Origin of the sequence: Microbispora sp. H13382 (assembly GCF_014161445.1) — a bacterium.
Classification (GTDB): Bacteria; Actinomycetota; Actinomycetes; order Streptosporangiales; family Streptosporangiaceae; genus Microbispora.
The window spans coordinates 37092-62989 of the sequence record NZ_JABBXA010000006.1 but is presented as its reverse complement, the minus strand read 5'-3'; the positions used below and the strand labels follow the sequence as shown (position 1 = coordinate 62989).

At 72.4% G+C, this 25898-nt stretch carries 21 protein-coding genes; 9 read left to right on the top strand and 12 right to left on the bottom strand.

Annotation, left to right across the window (positions count from 1 at the left end; genetic code table 11):
- The first annotated feature begins 38 nt into the window (after positions 1-38).
- Positions 39-2279: a 1,4-alpha-glucan branching protein GlgB gene (gene glgB, locus HHX41_RS14335; protein WP_182906373.1), complete on the top strand. Its 2241-nt coding sequence runs from the start codon at positions 39-41 to the stop codon at positions 2277-2279.
- A 39-nt stretch (positions 2280-2318) separates the two neighbouring features.
- Here glgB and HHX41_RS14330 read toward each other — a convergent pair whose 3' ends face one another.
- Positions 2319-3302 carry an NAD(P)-dependent alcohol dehydrogenase gene (locus HHX41_RS14330; RefSeq protein ID WP_169984269.1) on the bottom strand — a complete coding sequence of 328 codons (984 nt, stop codon included), beginning with the start codon at positions 3300-3302 and terminating at the stop codon, positions 2319-2321.
- 163 nt (positions 3303-3465) lie between these two features.
- Between HHX41_RS14330 and HHX41_RS14325 the strand changes: the two genes are divergently transcribed.
- A complete protein-coding gene (locus HHX41_RS14325; RefSeq protein ID WP_220504061.1) occupies positions 3466-4143 on the top strand; it encodes a DUF2306 domain-containing protein in 678 nt (225 codons plus the stop codon).
- Positions 4144-4160: 17 nt separating this feature from the next.
- Here HHX41_RS14325 and HHX41_RS14320 read toward each other — a convergent pair whose 3' ends face one another.
- On the bottom strand, positions 4161-5405 hold the full coding sequence (locus tag HHX41_RS14320) for an MFS transporter (RefSeq protein WP_182906372.1): 1245 nt from the start codon (positions 5403-5405) through the stop codon (positions 4161-4163).
- Between the two features lie 134 nt (positions 5406-5539).
- Between HHX41_RS14320 and HHX41_RS14315 the strand changes: the two genes are divergently transcribed.
- Positions 5540-6475 (top strand): LysR family transcriptional regulator, encoded by a 936-nt coding sequence (locus HHX41_RS14315; RefSeq protein ID WP_182906371.1) that lies wholly within the window; start codon positions 5540-5542, stop codon positions 6473-6475.
- Between the two features lie 17 nt (positions 6476-6492).
- Here HHX41_RS14315 and HHX41_RS14310 read toward each other — a convergent pair whose 3' ends face one another.
- Complete coding sequence (locus HHX41_RS14310; RefSeq protein ID WP_169984272.1) at positions 6493-7149, bottom strand: response regulator transcription factor; 657 nt, start codon at positions 7147-7149, stop codon at positions 6493-6495.
- Complete coding sequence (locus HHX41_RS14305; RefSeq protein WP_169984273.1) at positions 7146-8285, bottom strand: sensor histidine kinase; 1140 nt, start codon at positions 8283-8285, stop codon at positions 7146-7148. The genes HHX41_RS14310 and HHX41_RS14305 overlap by 4 nt, the downstream gene beginning before the upstream one ends.
- Before the next feature lie 313 nt (positions 8286-8598).
- Between HHX41_RS14305 and HHX41_RS14300 the strand changes: the two genes are divergently transcribed.
- Together HHX41_RS14300 and HHX41_RS14295 are read left to right on the top strand one after the other, a co-directional pair.
- Positions 8599-10122: a glycosyl hydrolase family 18 protein gene (locus HHX41_RS14300; protein WP_182906370.1), complete on the top strand. Its 1524-nt coding sequence runs from the start codon at positions 8599-8601 to the stop codon at positions 10120-10122.
- 139 nt (positions 10123-10261) lie between these two features.
- Positions 10262-11953 carry a S49 family peptidase gene (locus HHX41_RS14295; protein WP_182906369.1) on the top strand — a complete coding sequence of 564 codons (1692 nt, stop codon included), beginning with the start codon at positions 10262-10264 and terminating at the stop codon, positions 11951-11953.
- Here HHX41_RS14295 and HHX41_RS14290 read toward each other — a convergent pair.
- A complete protein-coding gene (locus HHX41_RS14290) occupies positions 11946-12404 on the bottom strand; it encodes a flavin reductase family protein (protein ID WP_182906559.1) in 459 nt (152 codons plus the stop codon). The genes HHX41_RS14295 and HHX41_RS14290 overlap by 8 nt on opposite strands.
- A gap of 47 nt (positions 12405-12451) precedes the next feature.
- The gene (locus HHX41_RS14285; protein WP_182906368.1) at positions 12452-13264 is read right to left on the bottom strand and encodes a DUF4190 domain-containing protein; all 813 of its coding nucleotides are present in this window, start codon (positions 13262-13264) and stop codon (positions 12452-12454) included.
- A 179-nt stretch (positions 13265-13443) separates the two neighbouring features.
- Here HHX41_RS14285 and iolD point away from each other — a divergent pair, with 179 nt between their 5' ends.
- Together iolD and HHX41_RS14275 are read left to right on the top strand one after the other, a co-directional pair.
- Positions 13444-15294, top strand: coding sequence for a 3D-(3,5/4)-trihydroxycyclohexane-1,2-dione acylhydrolase (decyclizing) (gene iolD, locus HHX41_RS14280; protein ID WP_182906367.1), 1851 nt, complete (start codon positions 13444-13446; stop codon positions 15292-15294).
- A 438-nt stretch (positions 15295-15732) separates the two neighbouring features.
- Positions 15733-16869 (top strand): SGNH/GDSL hydrolase family protein, encoded by a 1137-nt coding sequence (locus HHX41_RS14275; protein WP_220504060.1) that lies wholly within the window; start codon positions 15733-15735, stop codon positions 16867-16869.
- A gap of 49 nt (positions 16870-16918) precedes the next feature.
- On the opposite strand, the gene HHX41_RS14270 is transcribed toward HHX41_RS14275, so the two are convergent.
- Genes HHX41_RS14270 through HHX41_RS14255 form a run of 4 tightly spaced genes read right to left on the bottom strand, consistent with a single transcriptional unit; the run spans position 16919 to position 20282 of the window.
- The gene (locus tag HHX41_RS14270) at positions 16919-17839 is read right to left on the bottom strand and encodes an ABC transporter substrate-binding protein (RefSeq protein WP_169984279.1); all 921 of its coding nucleotides are present in this window, start codon (positions 17837-17839) and stop codon (positions 16919-16921) included.
- Between the two features lie 39 nt (positions 17840-17878).
- Complete coding sequence (locus HHX41_RS14265) at positions 17879-18541, bottom strand: ABC transporter permease (protein ID WP_169984280.1); 663 nt, start codon at positions 18539-18541, stop codon at positions 17879-17881.
- A complete protein-coding gene (locus tag HHX41_RS14260) occupies positions 18538-19212 on the bottom strand; it encodes an ABC transporter permease (RefSeq protein WP_310741984.1) in 675 nt (224 codons plus the stop codon). Before HHX41_RS14260 ends, HHX41_RS14265 begins: the two co-directional genes overlap by 4 nt.
- Entirely contained in the window at positions 19209-20282 is a 1074-nt protein-coding gene (locus HHX41_RS14255; protein WP_182906365.1) for an ABC transporter ATP-binding protein, read from the bottom strand. Before HHX41_RS14255 ends, HHX41_RS14260 begins: the two co-directional genes overlap by 4 nt.
- 282 nt (positions 20283-20564) lie before the next feature.
- Here HHX41_RS14255 and HHX41_RS14250 point away from each other — a divergent pair, with 282 nt between their 5' ends.
- Entirely contained in the window at positions 20565-22565 is a 2001-nt protein-coding gene (locus tag HHX41_RS14250; RefSeq protein ID WP_182906364.1) for an RNA polymerase sigma factor, read from the top strand.
- A gap of 36 nt (positions 22566-22601) precedes the next feature.
- On the opposite strand, the gene HHX41_RS14245 is transcribed toward HHX41_RS14250, so the two are convergent.
- On the bottom strand, positions 22602-23774 hold the full coding sequence (locus HHX41_RS14245) for an acyl-CoA dehydrogenase family protein (protein ID WP_182906363.1): 1173 nt from the start codon (positions 23772-23774) through the stop codon (positions 22602-22604).
- Positions 23774-24853 (bottom strand): acyl-CoA dehydrogenase family protein, encoded by a 1080-nt coding sequence (locus HHX41_RS14240; RefSeq protein WP_182906362.1) that lies wholly within the window; start codon positions 24851-24853, stop codon positions 23774-23776. Before HHX41_RS14240 ends, HHX41_RS14245 begins: the two co-directional genes overlap by 1 nt.
- A 210-nt stretch (positions 24854-25063) precedes the next feature.
- On the opposite strand from HHX41_RS14240, the gene HHX41_RS14235 reads away from it, so the two are divergent.
- Positions 25064-25720, top strand: coding sequence for a TetR family transcriptional regulator (locus HHX41_RS14235; RefSeq protein ID WP_169984285.1), 657 nt, complete (start codon positions 25064-25066; stop codon positions 25718-25720).
- Positions 25721-25898 lie beyond the last annotated feature (178 nt).

Here is a 25898-nt window from a genome sequence, read left to right as displayed (position 1 = left end):
GGGTGTTCGGAGGGAAACATCTAGGGCAGGTTGGCGACATGGATTTGGACCGGCTGGCGGGGGGCGCACACCACGACCCCCACTCGATATTGGGCGCCCATCCCGGGCCCGACGGCGTCACGATCAGGGCCCTGCGCCCCTTCGCGGAGAAGGTCGAGGTGCTGGCCGACGGCTCGGCGCACGAGATGCGCCACGTCTCCTCCGGGGTCTTCGAGGTGACGCTGCCCGGCCTCGACAAGATTCCCGACTACCGCCTGCGCATCACCTATCCCGACGCCCCGCCTTACGAGACGGACGATCCGTACCGGCACTGGCCGACGCTGGGCGAGCTCGACCTGCACCTGATCGGCGAGGGACGGCACGAACGGCTGTGGGAGGTGCTCGGGGCGCGGGTGATGCGCCACGAGGACGTGGACGGCACGGCCTTCTCCGTGTGGGCGCCGAACGCGCAGGGCGTGCGGGTGATCGGCGACTTCAACCACTGGAACGGCGCCGCCCACCCGATGCGCTCCCTCGGCCGGACGGGGGTGTGGGAGCTGTTCCTCCCGGAGATCGGCGAGGGCACGCGGTACAAGTTCCAGATCCTCGGCCTGGACGGCATCTGGCGGGAGAAGGCCGACCCGATGGCCCGCCGCACCGAGATCCCCCCGGCGACCGCCAGCATCGTCGAGAGGTCCGCGTACGAGTGGCACGACCAGGAATGGATGACCGGCCGGGCGACACGTGACGCCCTCGTTGAGCCGATGAGCACCTACGAGGTGCACCTCGGCTCGTGGCGGCCCGGCCTGTCCTACCGCGACATGGCCAGGGAGCTGGTCGAGTACGTCAAGGACATGGGATTCACGCACGTGGAGTTCCTGCCGGTCGCCGAGCATCCGTTCGGCGGCTCGTGGGGCTACCAGGTGACGTCCTACTACGCCCCGACGTCGCGGTTCGGCTCCCCCGACGACTTCCGCCACCTGGTGGACGAGCTCCACCGGGCCGGCATCGGCGTGATCGTGGACTGGGTTCCCGCGCACTTCCCGATGGACGAGTGGGCGCTGGCCCGCTTCGACGGCACGCCGCTCTACGAGCACGCCGACCCCGCCCGCGGGACCCACCCCGACTGGGGCACGTACGTCTTCGACTTCGGCCGCAACGAGGTGCGCAACTTCCTGGTCGCCAACGCGCTCTACTGGCTCAAGGAGTTCCACGTCGACGGCCTGCGGGTGGACGCGGTGGCCTCGATGCTCTACCTCGACTACTCCCGCCGCGAGGGCGAGTGGACGCCCAACGAGTACGGCGGCAGGGAGAACCTCGACGCGATCGAGTTCCTCAAGGAGATGAACGCCGTCGTCTACCGCGAGGAGCCGGGGATCGTGACGATCGCGGAGGAGTCGACCGCGTGGCCCGGCGTGTCCCGGCCGGCGTACCTCGGCGGGCTCGGCTTCGGCTTCAAGTGGAACATGGGCTGGATGCACGACACGCTCAGCTACATGTCCCGCGAGCCGGTCTACCGGCAGTATCACCACCACCAGATGACGTTCTCCCTGATGTACGCCTTCTCGGAGAACTTCGTGCTGCCGCTCTCGCACGACGAGGTCGTCCACCTGAAGGGGTCGCTGCTGGGCAAGATGCCCGGCGACGAGTGGCAGCGATTCGCCAACCTGCGGGCGTTGTACGGCTTCATGTGGGCCCACCCCGGCAAGCAGCTGCTGTTCATGGGCGGCGAGTTCGGCCAGGGGGCCGAGTGGTCGGAGGCGGGCGGCCTCGACTGGTGGGTGCTCGACTTCGACTTCCACCAGGGCGTACGCCGACTGGTGCGGGACCTCAACCGCGTCTACCGCGAGTCGCCGGCGCTGTACTCCCGCGACAACACCCACGAGGGTTTCCGCTGGATCGACGCCGACGACGCCTCGGGCAACGTGCTGTCGTTCCTGCGGTACGGCGCGGACGGCTCGGTGCTCGCCTGCGTCGCCAACTTCTCCGGCGCCCCGCATGAGGACTACCACCTCGGCCTGCCGACCCCCGGCCGGTGGGAGGAGATCCTCAACACCGACGCGTACGAGTACGCCGGCAGCGGCGTCGGCAACATGGGCGCGGTCGAGTCGGTCGAGGTGCCGCGGCACGGGCTGCCCTGCTCGGCCCGGCTGCGCGTGCCGCCGCTCGGCGTCGTGTGGCTGCGGCCGGTGGAGAGCCCCACGCCCGTGAGCCCGGAGATGGACGAGCGCGCCCAGCTGGAGGAGGCGGCCGGGAAGCCGGCGCCGGAGCCGGACGGCCCCCTGGTCGCCGAGCTCTGACGCCGCCGGGACGGAGGAGGCGGGCCCCGGAGAGGCCGGTCAGAGCGTGATGACGACCTTTCCGCGGGCGTGCCCCTGTTCCACGTACCCGACGGCCGCCGGGATCTCGTCGAACGGGTAGCCGCGGTCGATCACCGGGGTGACCTTGCCGTCCTCGATGAGGTCGGTCAGCCGCATCAGGTCGCCCCGCGCCTTCTCGCCGTAGGCCGTCTGGGTCACGACCACGCGCTGGGACACGAACGGCGACACCGCGAGCGTCGCGGCGATGTGGCCGACGGGTTGCAGCCACCGTCCGGCCGGCCCGCCGACGACGAGGTGCGTCCCCCGGGGCTTCAGCGCCCGCGTGCAGGCCCGTAGCCCGCGGGTGCCCGCGATGTCGAGCAGCAGGTCGTGGCGCCGCCCGCGCCGGGTGAAGTCCTCCTTGGTGTAGTCGACGACCTCGTCCGCGCCGAGCGACCGCACCAGGTCCGCGTTCCGGCCGCTGCACACGCCGGTGACCTCGGCGCCGAAGGCCTTGGCGAGCTGCACGGCGAAGGTCCCCACGCCGCCCGAGGCCCCGTTCACGAGCACCTCGTGCCCCGCCTGGACCCGTCCCTGGTCGAGCGCGATCAGTGCGGTGACGGCCGCCATCGGCACCGCGGCCGCCTGCTCGAACGACAGGTTCTCCGGTTTCCTGGCCAGTGCGCTCTCCGGCACGCACACGTACTCGGCGAAGCCGCCCTGCGTGAGCAGGGCGAACACCTCGTCGCCGGGGCGGAAGGCGGTGACTCCGGCGCCGATCGCTTCCACCTGTCCGGCCACGTCGGCGCCCAGGATGCCGATCCGCGGCCGGCGCGGGCCGAGCGTGCCGCCCATCAGGCGCGCGACGTACGGCTCGCCTCTCATATGGTGCCAGTCGTACGGCTGGACGGAGGTGGCGCGCACCCGGACCAGCACCTCGCCGGGACCGGGCACGGGCGTGCCGACGTCGGTGAGCTCCAGGACGTCGGGCGGGCCGTACGAGCGTATGACGAAGGCCTTCATCGCATTCTCCTCGTCGCTTCGGCGGTGGGGAGATTCAGCGTAGGAAGCGCCGCGCGCAGGGCGTATCGGCCGAAAGTACGCCCGATCGGCAGCCGATCGGGCGGTACGAATCCGGCCCTTCCGCCGATGAGCCGCACCGGCCTCGCGAATCATCATCGGGGTCATGACCAAAGGAATATCGACGGAACGGCCCACACCCGCGCGGAGCGGCTCGACGGGCAGGACCCGCAGGACGGGATGGCTCGTGCCCGCCGCGCTGATCGCGCTCAGCGCCGTCCCCGTGATCGCCGGCGCCGCCCGGCTGGGGCAACTGACCGGCGGCGGGCCGATCACGCAGGACAGCGCCCGGTATTTCGCGACGCCCGCGCCCGTCGTCGCGCACATCATCACCGTCACCGTCTTCAGCCTCGTGGGGGCTCTCCAGTTCGCCCCCGGGTTACGCCGCCGCAGGCCCGCCTGGCACCGCGCCGCCGGGCGGCTCGTGGTTCCGTCCGGGCTCGTCAGCGCGTTCTCGGGGCTGTGGATGACGCTGTTCTATCCCGCACTGCAGAACGACAGCGCCCTCCTCGTGGGCCTGCGACTGGCGTTCGGCACCTTGATGATCGTGTCCCTCGTCCTCGGCTTCGTCGCGATCCGACGGCGGGACGTCACCCGTCATCGCGCCTGGATGACCCGGGGCTACGCGATCGGCATGGGCGCGGGCACCCAGTTGCTGACCGTCGGGCCCTGGATGGCGCTGGCCGGCGAGCCCGGCCCGCTCCCCCGGGCGCTGCTGATGGGCGCCGGATGGGCGATCAACCTCGCCGTCGCCGAATGGGCGATCCGCAGAGGGACGAGGTAGGCGGCATCGGCGGCCCTTCAGGCGCGGCTCGGTGCGGGCTCCGGCTCGGCGAGCGGCGCCGCGGCACGCCGGGGGAGCAGCAGCGGGGTCGCCAGCAGGAGCACGCCGGCCAGGCCGATGGCCGTGCGCGGGCCGAGCAGGCCGCCCAACACGCCCCAGACGGCCGTCAGCAGCGCGGTCGAGGCCTTCGTCGTCACCGTCCAGGCGGACAGCGTGCGGGCGATCCGGCCGGTCGCGGTGCGATCGAGGCGGTAGGTGGCGCAGACGGGGTTGAAGACCCCGCAGCAGAAGATGAGCCCGAGCTCGACGCCCATCACCAGCAGCAGCCCTCCGGTGCCCGGCCCCACGAAGGCCAGGCCGACGAGCCAGAGCGCCCGCAGCGCCCCGGACACGACCAGGACCCGGTGCTGCCCGAACCTGGTGACGAGCGGCCGGGCCAGCCGTGAACCGAGCAGCCCGCCGACGGAGGGCGCGGCGAAGGCGAGGCCGTACTGCCACGGCTCGAACCCGAGCCGGCCGAGCATCAGGACGGCCAGCAGCGCGTCGGCGGCCATCACCAGGCCGTTGAACACGGCGGTGTTGAAGAACAGCGGACGCAGCGTCGCGTCGGCGAGGATGTACCGCCAGCCGTCCAGCAGGTCCCCGGCCCGCATGCGCGCGGCCTCCCGGCGCTCGGGGCGCGGCTCCCCGCCGCCCGTCGCGCGGATGCCCAGGGCCGAGAGCAGGTAGCTGACCGCGTCGGCCACCACCGTCGCCACCGGGCCGAGGAGCCCGATCGCGGCGCCGCCCAGCGGCGGTCCGATGATCGTGGTCGTCCACGACGTGGACTCGAACCGGGCGTTGGCGACGAGCAGGTGCTCGGCCGGCACCAGCGTCTTCAGGTACGCGCCGGAGGCGGCGCGGAAGGTGATGTCGGCCGCCGCGACGACCACGGAGACCAGCAGGAGCTGGACGAAGGAGAGCACGCCGAGCGCGAACGCGGCGGGGATCGTCAGCAGCGCCGCGCACCGCACCAGGTCCGTCCCGATCAGCACCGGCCGCTTGCGGCGGAACTCCACCCACGGGCCGAGCGGCACCGCCACGGCCGCGCCCACCGCCGCCCCCACCGAGGACAACGCCGCGACCTCCGCCGGCCCGGCGTGCAGCACCTGGACCGCGATCAGCGGGAACGCGCCGAAGGCGAGCCAGGTGCCGAGCGCGCTGGTTCCGTACGCCGCCCAGAGCCACCCGAACCGCCGCCCCAACCGGTGCCCGTCCCGCATGTCCGACGCTCCTCGCCACTCGCCCGCACAACCGATCCGCGATCGGAACATCAAAGCGAGCACCATGACCCGAGATCAAACAACCGAAAGGCCACTCGGCCACAACCAACGGTTGTATCCATAGGGTTGTCCGCATGGATCTCGACACCGTCCGGACCTTCGTCGCCGCCGCCGACGCGGGGCGGTTCCAGGAGGCCGCCGCCGAGCTGGCGGTCACGCAGCAGGCCGTCTCCAAGCGCATCGCCGCGCTGGAGCGCGACCTCGGCGTGCGGCTGTTCACCCGCACGCCGCGCGGCGCCGAGCTCACCATCGACGGGCAGGCGTTCCTGCCCCACGCCCGGGAACTGCTGCGCGCCGCCGACCGGGCCGTCGCGTCCGTGCGCGCGGGCAGTCGTCCGCTGCGCATCGACGTACTCAGCTCGCGCGGCGCGGGGTCGGGCCTGATGCGCGGCTTCCACCGCACGCACCCCGAGATCGAGCTCGGCGTGGTGATGCTGCTCGACATCGAGCGGGCCGTCGCCGCCATCCGATCCGGCGCGATCGACGCGTCCTTCCGCGCCGTCGCCATGCCCGGCCGGCCGCTGCCCGAGGACATCGAGTCCGTCCGGGTGCTCGACGAGCCGCTCCAGCTCCTCACCGGTCCCGCCCACGCGCTGGCGGGCGCCCGGTCGGTGACCGTCGCTCAGCTCGCCGGGCACCGGATCTGGATGCCCGGCATCGTCCCCGGCACCGAGTGGGCCGCCTACTACGACGACCTCGCCGCCGAGTTCGGCCTCACCATCGAGGCGACCGGTCCCAACTTCGGCTCCGACGCGCTCCTCGACACCGTCGCCGACACCCCGGCCCTGGCCACCTTCATGGGCGGGCACACCCGCCTCGTCTGGCCCGCCGGCCACGGCCTGCGCCGCATCCCGGTGACCGATCCCACGCCCGTCTACCCGCACTCGCTCCTGTGGCACCGCGACAACGCCCACCCCGCGCTGGCCACCCTCCGCACCCACCTCGCCGCCGCGGCTGGCGACCTCGACGCGGCCGGGACCTGGGCGCCGGGCTGGGCGACCCGGCGCTGAGCGCCGCGGGACCCCGGTCAGCTCCTGACGCGGCCGGTCTGGTGGGCCCAGATGGCGATCTCCACACGGTTGCGGGCGCCGAGCTTGGCCATCAGGCTGGCGACGTGGGTCTTGACCGTGCTGAGCGAGATGTGCAGCTCGGCGGAGATCTCGCTGTTGGTCCGGCCGCGCGCCACGGCGGCGAGGATCTCCTCCTCCCGGTAGGTGAGCGCCTCGACGGGCTGCGGGAGCGACGAGGCGGGACCGGTGCGGGCGAAGGTCCCGAGCAGCCGGGCGGTGACGCTCGGGGCGATGAGCGCGTCCCCGTCGGCGGCGGCGTGGACGGCCTGGGAGAGCATCTCGGCGCCGGCGTTCTTCAGCAGGAAGCCCCGGGCCCCCGCCTTCAGGGCGGCGTAGACGTACTCGTCGAGGTCGAACGTGGTGATGACGACGACGGCGAGGGGGTCGGCGACGTCCGGTCCGGCGAGGGACCTGGTCGCCTCGATCCCGTCGACGCCGGGCATGCGGATGTCGAACAGGCACACGTCGGGACGCAGGCGCCGGGCGAGCTCGACGGCCCGCCGCCCGTCGGGGGCCGTGGCGACGACCTCGATGTCCGGCTGGGCGTCGAGGATCATCGCGAGCCCGGTGCGCACGATCTCCTGGTCGTCGGCGATCAGCACCCGAACGCTCATGTCGCGGCCCCGTCCCGGGGGAGCACCGCGGTCACGGTCCACCCCCGATCGCGGTCCGGGCCGGCCACGCAGGTGCCGCCCAGCAGGTTCGCGCGCTCGCTCATGCCGACGATCCCGTATCCCGGCGGCTCGGCCGGACGCGCGGGGCCGTCGCCGTCGTCGCGTACGCACAGGCGGACCGCCGCGTCCTCGGCGGCGACGCGCACCTCGACCCGGGTGGCGTGCCGCGCGTGCCGCAGGGCGTTGGTCACCGACTCCTGGGCGATGCGGTAGACCGCGGACTCGACCGACGGGGGCAGGCCGTCCAGGTCGCCGGAGATCTCCACCTCGACCGCCGGATGGTGGGAGCCGCCCCGGCTCGCGAGGAGTTCGATGTCGGTGATGCGCCGGCCGGGCGTCAGCTCCGCCGGCCGGTCCCGGCGCAGGACGCGGACGATGGCACGCATCTCGTCCAGGGCCCGCGCCGCCTCGGCCTCGATCACGCGGAGGGCCTCGGCCGCGGCGTCCGGGCGCGACGCCGACGTGGCGAGCCCCGCCTGCGCGCGGATGGCCATCGCGGAGACGTGGTGCGCGACCGTGTCGTGCAGGTCGCGGGCGAGCTGCTCGCGCATCAGCAGCTTGACCTGGTCCAGCTCGCGCGCCCTCACCCCGGCGCGGTACCGGAACGCGCCGCCCAGGCTGGTGGTCGCGAGCGTGACGGCGAACGGCCCGACCGCGTCGGCGGGAGCGGCGTGGTCGACGAGCACGGAGAGACCGACGGCGGTGAGCAGGATTCCCAGGCCCGTCACGATCTCGCGGCCCGACCCCCACCGGAACAACGCGTACGGCAGGATCAGCATGTATCCCAGCGTGTACACGTCGAGCGTCGCGCCGGCCACGAGGATCGGGACCAGGCTCGTGACGGCGAAGCAGATCGCCAGCATCGCCAGCGGCCGGGTCCGGCGCCACAGCAGCGTGGGCAGCAGCCCGACGGTGACGACCACCGCGAACGGCCGCATCGGAAGGTCCGGCCGCAGCACCCCTTCGAGCACCGCGAGGGGCGCGAGCACCCCGACGAGCACCCAGTCCCGCCACACGCGCCGGGGCGGATCGGGGGGACGGGGCTCGCACCATATGGAGCGGATGAGGCCGGGCACGGCTTCATCGTACGGAAGCCGGGCCGGCGGGAACCGGCCCGGACGGAGACTCCTGTGTCGCCTCCGCACCGGCGCCTCCACACCGCGCCTCCACACCGCGCCTCCGCACCGCGCCTCCACACCGGCACCTCCACACCGCGCCTCCGCACTGGCACCTCCACACCCGGGCCCGGCGCACGGCCGGTGACCTTAGCGAAGGCTTAAGCGACGTTTAGGGGCCCGACAGGGCGTTGACCATCCGGCGAGGAATGCTTACGCTCGCAAATTAATAGGAAACTTTCCTGTCCTTTACCCCCCAAGAGCAGGAGCTCCGTTGCGCAAAATCCTCCTCGGGTCCGTGATCGCCGGTGCCGCGCTCCTCGCGCCGCTCGCGATCGGGACCGCCTCCGCCGCGGCCCCCGCCGCCGTCCCCCACAGCCAGTCGGCCGTCCTCGCGTACACGGCCTGGGCCCCCAACACCTGGTACGCCGTCGGCGCCCGGGTCACGTACTCCGGCAAGGACTACGAGGCCATCCAGGCGCACACGTCCCTGACCGGCTGGGAGCCGCCGAACGTCCCGGCCCTGTGGAGGCTCCTGTCGGGCAGCTCCCCCTCGGCCAGCCCGAGCACGTCGCCGTCCGCGTCTCCGTCCACATCGCCCTCGGCCTCGCCCTCCGCGTCACCCTCCGCGTCGCCCTCCGCGTCGCCGACCAAGAGCCCGACGCCCCCGCCGCCCGGCGGCAAGAAGGTGCTCGGCTACTTCGCCGACTGGGGTGTGTACGGCCGCCAGTACTTCGTGAAGAACATCGTGACCAGCGGCTCGGCCGCCAAGCTCACCCACATCAACTACGCCTTCGGCAACGTCACCAACGGCCAGTGCGCGATCGGCGACTCCTACGCCGACTACGACATGGCCTACACGGCGGCCAACAGCGTGGACGGCAAGGCCGACACCTGGGACAACCCCAACGCGCTGCGCGGCGCGTTCAACCAGCTGCGCAAGCTGAAGGCGCAGTATCCGCACATCAAGGTGCTCTACTCCTTCGGCGGCTGGACCTGGTCCGGCGGGTTCGGCCAGGCGGCCGCCAACCCCACCGCCTTCGCCAACTCCTGCTACAACCTGCTGAAGGACCCGCGCTGGGCCGACGTGTTCGACGGCATCGACATCGACTGGGAGTACCCGAACGCCTGCGGCCTGAGCTGTGACTCCAGCGGTGCGGCGGCGTTCAAGAACCTGATGGCGGCCCTGCGGGCCAAGTTCGGCTCCAGCTACCTCGTCACCGCCGCGATCACCGCGGACGGCACGAGCGGCGGCAAGATCGACGCCGCCGACTACGGCGGCGCGGCGCAGTACCTCGACTGGTACAACGTGATGACCTACGACTACTTCGGCGCCTGGGCCGCGCAGGGCCCGACGGCCCCGCACTCGGCGCTCACCTCCTACTCCGGCATCCCCACCGCCGGGTTCTACTCCGACGCGGCCATCCAGAAGCTGAAGAGCAAGGGCGTGCCGGCGAGCAAGCTCCTGCTGGGCATCGGCTTCTACGGCCGCGGCTGGACCGGCGTCACCCAGGCCGCTCCCGGCGGTACCGCCACCGGCGCGGCGCCCGGCACGTACGAGGCGGGCATCGAGGACTACAAGGTCCTCAAGAACAGCTGCCCGGCCACCGGCACCGTCGCCGGCACGGCCTACGCCAAGTGCGGCTCGAACTGGTGGAGCTACGACACCCCCGCCACCATCGCCGGGAAGATGACCTACGCCAAGAACCAGGGTCTCGGCGGGGCCTTCTTCTGGGAGTTCAGCGGTGACACCGCCAACGGCGAGCTGATCGACGCCATGGCCGGCGGCCTCAAGTAACACCGTCCAACGGCTCAAGTAGCGCCGTCCAACGGCCTCAGGTAGTCCGGCGTCGGCCCCCGCGCACGTGGCGCGGGGGCCGACGCATGTGCAACATCATCCGGCCATCCCGGCTAAACCGTCGCTTATGGTGGCATTTATGGACGCGACGAGGACGATCGTTGAAACGGTGGGCAAGCTGCGGCAGCGCCGTACCGCGCCGCTCGTGTTGGAGCTGGACCTGACCGAGGGACTGTCGGAAGGCCCGCCCGCCGACCCTGTCTCCGCCCTGCTGTCCATGCGCAAGGCGCGCCTCACCGACGTGCTGTCGGGCCTGCGCCGCGCCCGCAAGGACCCTCGCGTCACGGCCCTGATCGTCAAGATCGGCGGCAATCCCCTCGGCCTCGGCATGGTGCAGGAGCTGCGCACCGCCGTGGTCAAGCTGCGCGCCGCGGGCAAGCGGACCGTCGCGTTCGCCGAGACGTTCGGCGAGTTCGGCGCGGGCACCATCCCCTACTACCTGGCCAGCGCCTTCGAGCGGGTCTACCTCCAGCCCTCCGGCGACGTGGGCCTGACCGGGGTGGCGCTGGAGCAGCGGTTCCTGCGCGACGCGCTCGCCAAGGCCGGGGTGGAGTATCAGCTCGGCCAGCGGCACGAGTACAAGACCGCGGCCAACACGTTCACCCAGAACCACATGACCGACGCCCACCGCGAGTCGGCCGGGCGCATCGCCGAGTCGATCACCGAGCAGGTGGTCGCCGGCATCGCCGACGCGCGCGGCCTCGACCCGAAGCGCGTGCGCGAGCTGATCGACCAGGGCCCGTTCATCGGGGCGGAGGCCGTCGAGGCCGGGCTGGTGGACGGGCTGAAGTATCGCGACGAGGTCTACGGCGAGACCGTCGAGGACGGCGCGCACCTGCTCTACGTGTCGCGGTACGCCAAGAACACGCTGTCCGGCAAGCTCCCCCACCCGGGGGCCGACACGGTCGCCCTGGTCCACGGCAACGGCATGATCCGCCTCGGCCGCAGCGGCCGCTCGCCGCTCGGCGGCGGGGGCTCGATGGGCTCCGACACCATCTGCGCCGCCCTGCGCGCGGCCCGGCGGGACGAGAAGGTCAAGGCCATCGTGTTCCGCGTGGACAGCCCCGGCGGGTCGTACGTCGCCTCGGACGCGATCTGGCGCGAGGTCGTGCTGGCGCGCAAGGCGGGCAAGCCGGTCATCGTGTCGATGGGCGACCTGGCGGCCTCCGGCGGCTACTTCGTGTCGATGGCCGCCGACGTGATCGTGGCCCAGCCGGGCACGCTGACCGGCTCGATCGGCGTGTTCGGCGGCAAGCCCGTCGTCGGCGAGCTGCTCGGCAAGCTCGGCGTGGTGACCGAGTCGGTCGCCGAGGGCGCCAACGCCGGGATGTTCTCGCCGTCCACCGCGTTCTCCGAGACCCAGTGGGAGCGGGTGAACGCCTGGCTCGACCGCATCTACGACGACTTCGTGGGGAAGGTGGCACAGGGCCGCGGCCTCACCACGGACCGGGCGCACGAGCTGGCCAGGGGCCGCGTGTGGACCGGCGCCGACGCCAAGGCGGCCGGCCTCGCCGACGAGCTCGGCGGCCTCGAGGACGCCCTCTCCCTGGCCCGCCGCCGGGCCGGGCTGGCCGACGACGCCCCCGTACGGACCTATCCGCGCATGCACCCCCTGGAGCGGCTGCGCCCGCCGGAGTCCAGCGAGGACAGGTCGGCCGCGCTCGCCCGGGTGCGTCTCGAGGCGTGGGGACCGCTGGCGCGGATGGCCGGGCAGCTCGGCCTCCCGGCGTACGGCCCCCTGGTGCTGCCGGGCTACTGGACGATCAGGTGATCGCGCGGTAGCGGGAGCGGAGCCGTACGAGCGGGGCCTTGGAGGCGTCGACGTAGTCGACGCCGAGGACCTCCCCGACGAACAGCGTGTGATCACCGGCCGGGACGACCTGCGTCGTCTCGGCCTCGATCGCCGCCACCCCGCGCTCCACGACCAGCGCCTCGCTGTGCGCGCCGCGGTGGTGGGCGACCCCGGCCAGCAGGAGCCGGGCGCTCGGCCGTCCGGCCGCGGCGAACCGGGAGGCGACCGCCTGCTGGCCGTCGGCCAGCACGCTCGCGGACCAGCGGTCCCGGCGCAGCAGCACCTCGGCGAGGTATCCGGCCGAGTCGAGACTGACCAGCACGAGCGGCGGGTCGAGCGACACCGACATCAGGGTCGCGACCGTCGTACCGACGTCGTCGCGGTCGTCCTTGACCGTCACCACCGCCACGCCGGCGGCCACCTGCCCCATGGCCTCGGTGAACAGCCCCTGCCCAGGTCCCACGCCCCGGCTCCCTCCTACCGCACGGACAGGAACACGCCGTCCGAGCCCTGCGCCCCGGACATGCCGATCGTCTGCGGTGTCGCCTTCGCCGGTATGTCGAACACCAGCGTCCGGGTGGTCCGCTGTCCGGGGTTGATCTCTTCGTACAGATCGGCATTCTGGCCGATCGTCACCATGTCCTGCACGTTGTACCGCCTGCCGTCGGTGTCCAGCAGCCCGGAGTCCATGCCGTCGAACGTGGCCGGGTTCTCGCCGATGTTCTTCACCTGCACCTTCACCACGACGAACACGCCCTGCGCCCGGTAGTTCTCGATGACGTCGCTGAGCGTTCTCTCCCTGGTGGCCGACAGCACCTTCAGCGTGAACGGCGGTTCGTGCGCCACCGACCCCAGCGCGACCGGGGTGGGCGTGGCGCTCCTTGTCGCCTTGGTCACCGGGCTGTCGGTCGACAGCGCGTCGTCGATGGCCGTCACCGCGTCGTCGGCCGCGCCCAAGAAGACGACCGTTCCCCAGGTCGCCAGGCCCATCGCGGCAAGGCCGAGGACGGCGCCGGCGAGCGCGACGCCTCCGTTGGAGGCGGCGCCTCTGCGAGCGCGCGAGCGGCCGGCGAAGCCGAACACGACCGCGAGCAGGCCGAGCGTGCCCGCGACGAAGAACAGCAGCGGGACGAGTCCGGTCAGGGCGCCGACGATGCCGAGGACCAGGGCGGCCACGCCGAGCCCGTTGCGCATCCCGGGGGCGTGACCGCCCGTCGGCGGCATGCCGTCTTCCGGTGCCCCGCCGTACGCCGGGGGCTGTGCGGGCTGGTGCTCGTACCGGTTGGACATGAGACTCTCCCTCCGTGTCTGCGTGCACGCTCTCCCCATCGTCACAGAAGTCATTCGATCGGTAACGGTGAGTATCGAAACAGTGTCGCGCGCCGAGGACGGATGAAGGAGCGGTCGCCGTGCGGGGAAAGGTTCCTTCAGGGACGTCTGAGGCAGCACGGGCCGGCCGGGGGGTGCCTGTGAGGAACACGACGAGGCTCACGGTGGCGCAGGCGCTGGTGCGGTTCCTCGTCCGGCAGTGGACCGAGCGCGACGGCGCCGAGCACCGGCTGGTCGCCGGGTGCCTGGGCATTTTCGGGCACGGCAACGTCGCCGGCGTCGGCCAGGCCCTGGCCGAACAGGGCGCGGGCACCCGCGACCCGCTGCCCTACTATCCGGCCCGGAACGAGCAGGCCATGGTCCACACCGCCGCCGGTTACGCCCGGCAGTCCGGCCGGCTGTCCACGCTCGCCTGCACCAGCTCGATCGGGCCGGGCGCGACCAACATGGTCACCGGGGCCGCGCTGGCCACGATCAACCGGCTGCCGGTGCTGCTGCTGCCCGGTGACCTGTTCGCCACCCGCGTCGCCTCGCCGGTGCTGCAGGAGCTGGAGGACCCCCGGTCGTACGACGTCAGCGTGAACGACTGCCTCAGGCCGGTCAGCCGCTTCTGGGACCGGGTCAACCGGCCCGAGCAGCTCCCGGCGGCGCTGCTGGAGGCGATGCGGGTGCTCGCCGACCCGGCCGAGACCGGCGCGGTGACGCTGGCGCTGCCGCAGGACGTGCAGGCCGAGGCCTACGACTGGCCCGAGGAGCTGTTCGCCCGCAGGGTCTGGCACGTGCCCCGGCCGGTCCCCGAACCCGCCGCCCTGGCCAGGGCCGCCGGGCTGCTGCGCGCCTCGCGCCGCCCGCTGGTCGTCGCCGGGGGCGGGGTCAAGTACAGCGGCGCCTGCGCCGAACTGGCCCGCTTCGCCGAACGGCACGGCGTACCGGTGGCCGAGACCCAGGCCGGCAAGGGCGCGCTGCCGTACGACCACCCGCGCGCGGTCGGCGCGGTCGGGCACACCGGGACCCGCGCCGCGGACACCCTGGCCCGCGAGGCCGACCTGGTCATCGGGATCGGGACCAGGTACACCGACTTCACCACCGCCTCCCGGACGTTGTTCGGCGAGGCCCGGTTCCTGAACGTCAACGTGACGGCGTTCGACGCGGCCAAGCACGCGGCCGAGACGCTCGTCGCCGACGCCCGCGAGGCCCTGGACGCCCTGGACGGCGTGGAGTGGAGAGCGGACCCCGGCTGGACCGGCCGGGCGGCCGAGCTGGCCGCCGCGTGGCAGGCCGAGATCGACGGGTTCTACGGCGGGACCGAGCTCACCCAGCCGGTCGTGCTGGGTGTGCTCAACGAGATCGCCGCGGGCGGGGTGGTGGTCAACGCGGCCGGGTCGATGCCGGGCGATCTGCACCGGCTCTGGCGGGCCTCCGACCCCGGGCAGTACCACGTCGAGTACGGCTACTCCTGCATGGGCTACGAGATCGCCGGGGGTCTCGGGGCGAAGCTGGCGGCCCCCGAGCGCGAGGTGTTCGTGCTCGTGGGCGACGGGTCGTACCTGATGATGGCCCAGGAGATCGCCACCGCCGTGCAGGAGGGCGTCAAGCTCGTCATCGTCCTGGTGGACAACCACGGTTTCGCCTCCATCGGCGCGCTGAGCGAGTCGGTCGGCGCGCTCCGGCTCGGCACGGCCTACCGCGGGCGCGGCCCGGACGGCCGGCTCGACGGGGAGCGGCTGCCGGTGGACCTCGCCACCAACGCGGCCAGCCTCGGCGCCGACGTGCTGACGGCGGCCGACCCGCGGGCCCTGCGGGCCGCGCTCGCCACGGCCGTCGCGTCCCCCCGTACGACCGTGGTGCACGTCGAGACGGTCCCCGGCCCCGCGCCCGCCGCCGAGGCGTGGTGGGACGTGCCGGTGGCCGAGGTGTCCGGGCTCGCCGAGGCGCGGGCCGCCCGCGAACGCTACGACGCGGCCAAGCGCGCCCAGCGGCCCTATCTCTGACGGGGAGCCGGCGAAACGACCCCGGCGAGATCGGCGTGATCATGCCGGCCTCTGCCGCTGATCGGGCGCGACACCGCTAGGGGCGAGCGGCGGCGTCACGGCCCGCCGGTGCCGCCCGTGCGGCCGGTACGGCGACGGGTGCGGTCTTGACGATCGAGGTGGGGGCGCTCACTCTGCATTCGGCGCCGGCCCGAGAACGTTCGCGGACTCGCCGCCGACCTCGTCGGATCACCTGCGAAGGGCGGGCGTTGACCCCCACGTCATCCGTGCCCCGGCCGAGGATCCACGGCTCCGCGGCCGGTCGTGCCGCCGCGCCGCGGCCGCCCCCGGCACGCCGCCGCCGTACTCGCGCCCATGAAACGTTCATCGCCGGTTGCTCGGCGCCCGGCCGGACGAGAAGGCCCGCGGCCCTTCCACCGGCAGGCAGAAGGAGAGACCGTGCGACGCACACAGGTGAAAGCGGCGCTGGCCGCGCTGGCAGTGACCGCCACGCTGTTACCGGGGGCCGCCGACGCGGCCACCGCGCCCGGGGCGACGGCGGTGCCGAAACCGGCGCCGGCCGTGCCGGCGAAGGCGCACACCGCCGGCCGGGTCGAGGTGGCCGGCGGCTCGATGCGGTACAGCTGGCCGGGCGTCTACTTCGAGGGCCGCTTCCGCGGCAACGGGGTCGGGATCGCGATCGACGACGCGGTTAACGACTACGACGTCCAGGTCGACGGCGCCACCGTCGCCACGCTGGTGACCCCCGGCCGCACCACCTACTGGGTCAGGAACCTGAGTCACGGCGTGCACAGCGTGCGGCTCGTCAAGCGCACGGAGAGCCCGTGGTCCGCCGGCCGGTTCGACGGATTCGTCGCCGCCCCCGGCGGCGCCATCCTGCCCAGGCCGGCCGATCGCCGCCGGCAGATCGAGTTCATCGGCGACTCCTACACCGCCGGCTACGGCAACATGTCCGCCACCCGTGACTGCCCCGCCCCGGGCCAGATCGACAGGAACACCAACGCCGACGTCAGCTTCGGCGCCCTCACCGCCCACGGCCTCGGCGCCGATTACCAGATCAACGCCTTCTCCGGCCGCGGCATGGTGCGCAACTACAACGGGATCGAGCCCGGCACCGACTACCGCACCTACTACGACCGCGCCCTCATCGGCGTGTCCGGCGACGTGTGGAAGAACCCGGGCACCTGGCATCCGCAACTGATCGTGATCGGTCTCGGCATCAACGACTTCTCCACCGCGATCAACCCGGGCGAGCCGTGGACGCCGGAATCCCTGGTCGCCGCCTACACGACCGCCTACCACGGCTTCATCGACAAGCTGCGCGCCCGGTACGGCAAGCGCGCGATCATCGTGGTCAGCGCCACCTACATGTCCAACACCACGGCGTTCGCCGACGCGGCGCGGCAGATCGTCCAGGATCGCAACGATCAGGGCGACGACCGGGTCCGCTTCTGGTACTACGACAACACGGATCTGGACTACGGCGGCTGCGACTGGCACCCCTCCGCCCACGACCACGAGATCATCTCCCGGCGGCTCGACGACTTCATCGCCACGCTTCCGCTCAGGTGGTGAACGCGGCCGGGGGCCCGGGAAGTGGAGCGGGCCGGGCCCCCGGCTCAGGTCACAGCAGGCCGTTCTGGGTGAGCCAGTCCTTGGCGACCACGGGCGGGTCGTCCTTGTCGACGGCGATCCGCTGCATCAACGACAGGAGGGTCTGCGTGTCGAGCTTGGCGGAGATCTCGTTCAGTGTGGAGGTCACGGTGTCGTCCACCCCGGCCTTGTAGACGAGGGGTGTGACGTTGTCGAACCCGAACGCGTTCTTGTTGTCCTCCAGCGGCACAAGGTCGTTGAGCACGATCTTGGGGTCGGTGGTGAACACGTTGCCCACCTGGACCGTGCCGCTCTTGATCGCGTCGGCGGTGGTCGCCCCGGTGGGCTTCCACTGCTTGAACTCCAGGCCGTATACGCTCTTGAAGTTCTCCTCCTGCCGCTGCTTGAACTCCGGCGGCCCGCCGACGACGAAGTCCTTGGCGACCTTGGCCAGGTCCTCGATGGTGGTCAGCTTGAACTTGTCGGCCGTGGCCTTCGTCACCGACAGGGAGTTCTTGTCCTCCGCCGCCGACGGCTCCAGGATCTCCAGCTCCGGCGGCAGCTTGGCCTTGAGACCCGCGACGATCTCGTCCTTGGTCTTGGCCGTGCTCGACTTGTCGACGAAGGCCAGCAGCGACCCGATGTACTCGGGCAGCACGGTCAGGCCGCCGCTCTTGACCTGGTCGTAGACCACCTCGCGGCTGCCGATGTTCGGCTTCTCCTCCACGGTGACCCCCTTGGCCTGGAGGGCCTGGGCGTACATCGAGGCGAGCAGGACGCTCTCGGGGAAGTCGAAGGAACCGACGACGACCTTCACGGGGGCGGCGCCGCCCGAACCGGAGGCCGACGGAGCGGCGGTCGCCGTGCTGGACAGCGGGTCGGAACCCCCGCAGCCCGATAACGTGAGCGCCGCGGTCAGCGCGACCGCCGCGACGCCGAAAATACGCCTCATACGGAATATTCCCTTCATTGTCAGGGGATAATAGGGAGATTACCGGACCTGGCGGACTCCGGGCGAAACGACCACCCGGTCCAGGAGGAGGAAGGCGAACTGGACGGCCAGGGCGAGGGCGGCCACCAGGACCGCTCCCCCGATGACGCTCGCATAGGTCTTGGTCGCCAGGCCGTCGATGATGAACCGGCCGAGCCCGCCCAGACCGACGAACGCCGCGACGGTGGCGGTCGAGACGACCTGGATCGCGGCGAGGCGCAGGCCCAGCAGGATCAGCGGCAGCGCGACCGGGGTCAGCGTCCGGAACAGCACCTGCCGCCCGCGCAGGCCCATGCCGTACGCGGCGTCGCGCAGGTCGGCGTCCACCCCCCGCACACCCTCGTACGTGTTCACCAGGATGGGCGGGATCGCCAGCACGATCAGCGGGATCAGCACCGGCAGCACGGTCCCCACGCCCGCCAGCAGCACCACGAGCACGAGCAGGCCGAGCGTCGGCAACGCCCGGGCGGCGTTCGCCGCGACCACGACGAGCAGCGCGCCGCGGCCCGTGTGGCCGATGAGCATGCCGAGCGGCACGGCGATCAACGCCGCGACGAGGAAGGCCGCCGCCGAGAACTCCAGGTGCTCCAGCAGCCGGACGGGGATGCCGTCGGGCCCGGACCAGCGCGACGCGTCGCCGAAGAAGTCGGCCAGGAAGTTCACGCCGCCCTCCTCGCCCGGGACCAGGGGGTCAGCAGCCGCTGGGCGAGCACGAGCAGCCCGTCGGCGAGCACGGCGAGCAGGACGATGAGCACGATCCCGACCACGATGGGCGTGTAGAACTGCCGCTGCCAGCCGTCGATGAACAGGTTGCCCAGCCCGCCCTGGCCGATCAGCGCGCCCACGCTGACCAGGCTGATGCTGGACACGGTGGCGACCCGCAGCCCGGCCAGGACCACCGGCACCGCGACCGGCAGCTCGACCCGGAGCAGCCGGCGCGCGGGCCGGAACCCCATCGCCACCGCCGACTGCCGTACGGGGTCGGGCACCGAGGCCAGGCCGTCCACGACGGCGGGGATCAGGACCGCGAGCGCGAAGAACGTCAGCGGGATGACGACGGTCGACCGGGTGAGCCCGGTGACCGACAGGAAGATCGAGAACAGCACGAGGGACGGCAGCGAGTAGGTGACGTTCATCAGCGCGGCCGTCGGCTGGTACAGCCAGCGCCACCGTACGCAGGCCAGGCCCAGCGGCAGGGCCACGACCAGCCCGAACAGCACGGGAAGGAAGGCCATCACGACGTGGTTCTCCAGCAGGGCGCTGATCGCGGTGGGGCCTCCGTTGGCCCAGTTGCGTGCGATCCAGTCCCAGCGGACCAGAGGCTCCTGGCTCACGCGGGCGCCCCCTCGGCCGGCCCGGCGTCCGCAGACGGCGCGACCGGCGGGGACGGCGCGGCGGGTGGCGCGTACTCGGCGAGCAGTTCGTCGATCGCGTCACGCCCCGCCACGCCGCGCACGCGGCCCTCCTCGTCCACGGCGACCGCGACGCCGTTCGCCGACAGCAGGGCCGCGTCGAGCGCCGCCCGCAGCGAGTCCGTCTCCGGGTCGAAGGTCCCGTACGCCGCGAGCCCGTCCGCGGTCCGCCAGCCGAGCGGCCTGCCGGCCTCGTCGGTCGCCAGATCGGACGGCGCCGGGCGGAGGCGCACCTCCTTGGCCGAGATGAACGACAGCCGCCGGATGCCGCGGTCGCGGCCGAGGAACTCGCGGACGAAGTCGTCGGCGGGCTCGGTGAGCAGCGTGGCCGGGCCGGCCATCTGGGCCAGCCGCCCGCCGACGCGCAGGACGGCCACCGTGTCGCCGAGCTTGACCGCCTCGTCGATGTCGTGGGTGACGAACACGATCGTCTTGCGCAGCTCCGACTGCAGCCGCAGCAACTCGTCCTGCAGGCTGGCCCGCACGATCGGGTCGACGGCGCTGAACGGCTCGTCCATGAGCAGCACCGGAGGATCGGCCGCGAGCGCCCTGGCCACGCCGACCCGCTGCTGCTGGCCGCCCGAGAGCTGGAAGGGATACCGGCCGGCCAGCCCCGGGTCGAGGCCGACCAGCTCCAGCAGCTCCATCGCCCGGGCGCGCGCCCTCTGTTTGCTCCAGCCCAGCAGGTACGGCACGGTCGCCACGTTGTCCACGATCTTCCGGTGCGGGAAGAGGCCCGCCTGCTGGATCACGTACCCGATGCCGCGCCGGAGCGTGGGCGGGTCGATCTCGCGCACGTCGCGGCCGTGCAGGGTGATGCGGCCGGAGGTGGCGTCGATCATGCGGTTGATCATCCGCAGCGACGTGGTCTTGCCGCAGCCTGAGGGGCCCACGAACACGGTGATCGCCCCCGTGGGCACCTCCAGACTGAGGTCGTCCACGGCCACCGTTCCGTCCCGGTAGCGCTTGGTGACGCCTTCGAACGTGATCACGCCATCTCGCCCTTCGAAAGAGTGTGCGATCAACCCAACATCAGGAGGCCCACTCGCTCTTCCCCGTGAGCCTCCCGGATATCAAACGCCACCCGTTCCGGACAGAACACCCGGCGGCCAGCCTAGGCGGGAACCTCCGATATCCGGGCCTAGATATCTATCAATAGGGCATCTCCTGATGCGTGGCGCGGCGATGTGTTGGCATGATTACTCTCACGCCTCTCCCATCCCTCCGCCGCGTCCCTCCGATACGGACCAGCACGAAACTCAGAGGAGCCGGTCGTGACTCCACCGCTCACCGGTCAGCGCTCCAGAAGCGAGCTGATCGCCGAGCTCTACGAGCGTCACGCCTCGGGGTTGTTCGCGTACTGCCACGACCAGCTCGGCCAGACCACGCCGGCCGCCGACGCCGTGGTGGCCGTCTTCACCACCGCTCCGACCGCCGAACCGCCCTCGCGCGCCGCGCTGTACGTGCTGGCGCGCCGGGAGATCTACCGCCGGGACGTCAGTTACGCGCTGCCGGCGGTCGACTCGGTCGCCGACCCCGCCACCGCGTTGATCGAGCGGGTGTTCCGGGACATCCGGCCGCACCAGCGCGAGGTCCTGCTGCTGTCGGAGGTGTGCGGCCTCACGGCGCCCGAGCTGTCACTGGTCCTCGACGTGGCGGTAGACACCGCCGAGGAGCTGATCTCGGGGGCGACGCGACGCTTCGCCCAGACCCTGGAGACGGCGGTCACCGCCGCCAGGTCGGCGCCGTTCGTGCCCGCCTCGGTCGCGGAGGTCTACGACGCCATCGGCGTCTCCCCCGTCGGCGACGTGCTGGCCCGGCTGCCCTGGTGCCGGCCTGCCGCGTCCGTGCGCGATCGGGTGCTGACGGCGCTGCCGTACGAGGAGCCGGGCAGCGCCGCGGCGGGTCAGGAACACTCCTCCGGACTGGTCACCAAGAGGCTGTGGCCGACCACGCCGACCTGGCCGCTGCCGCTGAGCGACCCCGACCAGGTCACCAACACGTGCGTGGTCAAGACCGACGCCATCGCGCAGCCGCAGGGCACCCGGCGCAAGGCCAAGCACGAGGCGACGACCGAGCCCATGCCCCGGTTGCGGGGAGCGCTGCTCAATCCGCTCGGCGAGGGCCGTCTGCGCAGGAGACGTCCCGGCCGGCCCGCGCCGACGGAGCCGCAGGCGGCCCTGGCCGCGCCCGTGGAGCCGCAGGAGTCCCCCCAGGAACCCGCCCAGACCGCGTCCGCCACACCGCCTGCCACACTGCCCGCCGCACCGTCTGCCACACCGTCTGCCACGCCGCCCGCTCCGGCCGTCGCGGAGACCGCCGCGAACACGTTCGACGCCTTCCGTCAGGCCGGCCCGTTCGACGCGTTCGGCGTCTCCGAGGCCCCCCACCGCGCGGACCCGTTCGAGGCTTTCGGCGCCCCGCCCCGCCCCGCGGAGCCCCTCCTGGCCTCCGACACGCCGCTTCGCCCCGCAGAGCCCCTCCTGGCCTCTGACACACCGCTTCGCCCCGCGGAGCCCTTCGACGCCTTTGGCACCGCGCCGCGTCCTGCGGAACCTTACGACGCGTTCGGCGCCATGCCCCGTCCCGGGGAGCCGTTCGACGCTACTGGAGCCGTGCCGGGTTCGGCGGAGCCGTTCGACGCCTCCGGAAACACACCGCGCCCGGCGGAACCTTTCGACGCCTTCGGCGGCACCGCCGCAGCCCGCCCGGGGGACCCGCTGGACGCGTTGTTCGACACGCTCCGCTTCGCCGAGCCCTTCGACGCGTTCCGTACGGCCGAGACCGCCGGCACGCCGCCGCAGGCCGAGCCCGCCGAGCCCACCGAGGCCCCCGCGCAGTCGGGGATGGTCGCCCCGGCCCCCGCCGCCGAGGAGGCCACGGTGTTCCCGCCGGCCTTCCCCCCGGCCTTCCCGCAGTCCGTGGAGTTCCCGCTGCCGCCCGCCGAGCCGATCGCTCCGGCCAGTGTCAGGGACGACGTCAGGGACGAGGTCCCGGACGAGCCGCCGTCGGAGAGGGACGGCGAGCACGCCGCCCACACGTTCGGGACGGAGGCGGACATCCTGGTCCACCCGGTCGTCGCGGCGGTCTCCGTTCCGCTGCCCGCCGCCCCCAGGCGTCCGGGCCGCAGGCACGCCGGCAAGCCGTCCGGCGACGGCGGCGCGAGCAAGGGCCGGCGCGCCAAGGGCGACCGGCACTACGACTGGCTGTGGGAGGTCGTCGGCATCCTGATCTGCCTGGTCATCGCGCTGGCCGTCTTCTACTTCGTGCAGTGATCGTCACTCGCCCGGAGGGAGAAGTCGCGGGCCGGGTCAGCGGGGAGGCTTGGGCAGGCCGAGGCCGAGCATCGCGATCAGCTCGCGCTGCACCTCGTTGACCCCGCCGCCGAAGGTGAGCACGAGCGCGCCCTTGGCGCCCCGGTCCACCCGTTCGGCCAGGTCCCGGGTCTCCTCGTCGTACGGGTCGCCGAAGCGGGCCAGCGTGTCGCCGACGATGCGGCCGACCTCCTGCATCCGCTCCGAGGCGTAGATCTTGGTGGCCGACGCGTCGGGCGCGCCCAGCCAGCCGAGGTCCATCGATGCCGCGACCTGCCAGTTCAGCAGCTCGTTCGTGCGGAAGTAGACGTACACCTCGGCGACGGCCCGCCGTACGCCGGGGTGCTCCCACAGCGGCGCGCCGTCACGGCCCCGGCCGGTCTTGGCCCAGCGGGTGAAACGGTCGAGGGTGTGCCCGATGTTGCCGGCCGGCCCGAGCGTCACGCGCTCGTGGTTGAGCTGGCTGACGATCAGGTCCCAGCCCTTGTTCACCTCGCCGACGACCATGTCGAGCGGGACGCGCACGTCCGAGTAGTACGTCGCGTTGGTGTGGTGGCGTCCGTCCATGGTGATGATCGGCGTCCAGGAGAACCCGGGGTCCGCGCAGTCGACGATCATCATGGTGATCCCGCGGTGCTTCTTCGCCGCCGGATCGGTGCGCGCGGCCAGCCAGACGTAGTCGGCGTGGTGCGCGCCCGAGGTGAACACCTTCTGCCCGTTCACCACGTAGTGGTCACCGTCCGGCACCGCCGTCGTCCGCAGCGAGGCCAGGTCGGTGCCCGCCTCCGGCTCGCTGTAGCCGACGGCGAAGTGGCACTCTCCGGCCAGGATGCGCGGCAGGAAGAACTCCCTCTGGGCGTCCGTGCCGTACTGCATGATCGTCGGGCCGACCGTCTGCAGCGTGATCAACGGGTAGGGCACCTCGGCCCGGGTGACCTCGTTGGCGAAGATCTGCTGCTCGACCGGGCCGTAGCCGCCCCCGCCGTACTCCTTCGGCCACCCGAGGCCGAGCCTGCCGTCACGGCCCAGCCTGCGGCAGTGCGCCATGTACGCCTCGCCGAACGGGTCCCGGGCGATCTCGGCGCGCTGCTCGCCGGTCAGGCAGGTCGCGAAGTAGTCCCGCAGCTCGTCGCGGAGCCGCCGCTGCTCCGTCGTCAGGTCGATGAACATCAGACCAGGGCTCCGATCAGGTCGAGCTGGGCCTGCTCGCCGCCCAGCAGGTGGGCGAGGTGCGTGCCCAGGCCGAAGTAGCGGTGCAGCGGATAGGTCAGGTCGAGGCCGATGCCGCCGTGCAGGTGCTGGCAGGTGTAGAGCGCACGCACGGCGTCTCCGGCCGCGTTGCGGGCGGCGACGGCCAGGTCACGCGCCGCGGGCAGCCCCTCGGTCAGCCGCCACACCCCCGTCCACATCGCCACGTCGAGCGCGCGTGAGGCGATGTAGACGTCGGCGATCTGCATGGTCACGGCCTGGAACTCGGCGAGCACCCGGCCGAACTGCCTGCGCGCGGCGATGTGGTCCTTGGTGAGCGCGAGCGCGCCGGCCAGGACTCCGGAGGCGGTGGCGGTCACGCCCGCCAGGGTGTTCAGCCGCAACGCGGCGACGGCCGCGCCACCCGCCGCCTCGCCCGCCTCCCCCACCATCTCGCCCGGCGTGTCGTCCAGGACGACCGCGGCCGCGGGCTCCCCGGCCGGCGACGTGACCGGCAGCAGTCGCGCGTCCCCCGGCCGTACCAGGTACAGCCCGAGGCCGTCGGCGGACCGCGCGGGCACGAGGATGGCCGACGCCTCGGCGGCGTACGGGACGATCCCGGGCCGTCCGGTGATCCTTCCCCCTCTGGCGATCGCGGCCGGTGGGTCGCCCGGGGCCGCCCCCGCCTCGCGGAAGGCGACGGTCAGCACCTCCTCCCCCTCGGCGAACGGCGCGAGCGCCCGCTGCTGGTCGCGGGAACCGTGCCCGGCGACGGTCAGCGCGGCGATCAGGCCGGGCAGCACCGGGACCGGCGCGACGCGGGCTCCCGCCTCCCGCAGGATCACCGCCGCCGCGAGCGGGCCGAGCCCGGCTCCGCCCGCCTCGGGCGGCAGGCACGCGCCGAGCAGGCCCGCCTGCGCCAGCGCCTTCCACGCCCCCGCGTCGTACGGCCGGCCGCCGCGCTCGTGCGCCTCGATCCTGGCCTGGTCCGCCTCCCGGTCCAGCACCGACGCGGCCAGCGCGCGCAACTCCGCATGGGTCTCGTCGAGATCGAAGTCCACCGGACCTCCCGGGTGTTCCGCGGATCTGCCTGCGGGGGTGAGACACCACCCCAAACCGGAAACTAGAACAGATTCTAATATCTGTCCATAGGGCGACCGGCGAACCGGCGGCGACACGCGACGGAAACACAACGGTCATATGCCCGTCAGCGCTTTTTGTGACTGGCGGGTAACCATCCGGAAGGAGCGGAAATCAGATAACGTGTTCCTATGCGCACTTCGCATGCTCTCGCCGACGCTCCGCCACCGCTCCCCGAAGGCCCCTCCGGCGTGGGCGGCCATCCGGCCCCGGCGACTCCCGGGGTCCGCACCCGGAGCCAGCACCAACGGCGCCGGCGCATCGTCCAGGCGGCGGCCGCCCTCGCCTCCCGCGGAGGCGTCGAGGCGATGCAGATGCGCACGGTCGCCGAGCGCGCCGGCGTCGCCCTGGGAACGCTCTACCGCTACTTCCCCTCGAAGATGGACCTGGTCGTGGCGGTGGTCGGCGAGGAGATCGACCTGCTGGAATCCAGCATGGACAGGCGTCCGCCGACCGCCGAGAACCCGGCCGGCCGCGCCGTCGACGTGCTGATGCGGGCCACGCGGGGTTTGATGCGCGAGCCGGAGCTCGCCGACGCGCTCATCCGCTCCCTGATCATGGCCGAGGTGGAGGCGCCGTTCGGCGACCGGATGGCGAGCCTGCTGCTCCGCGTCGCCACCGACGGCCGCACGGTGGACATCCCCGCGGACGACCAGCTCGCGCTCACCGGCTCCCTCGCGGGCGTCTGGGTGCAGGAGTTGCTGGAGATGCTGCGCGGACGGCGCACCTACGAACAGATCCAGCACCGCATCGAGATCGCCGCCGAGCGGCTACTGGCGGGTTTCTAGATTTCCTTTACCGGCCGGTGAGACTTCGCATCCGCCCCGTGACACGACGTCGATAACCGCAGGTAAGACGGCGATGTCAGACGCACCCGCCACTAGAACAAGTTCCAGCCCTATTGGAATAAAATTCCAATCGCGGGAAAGCGCCTGGACCGGGTGCCCGGGTTCTGCTTCCATGGCA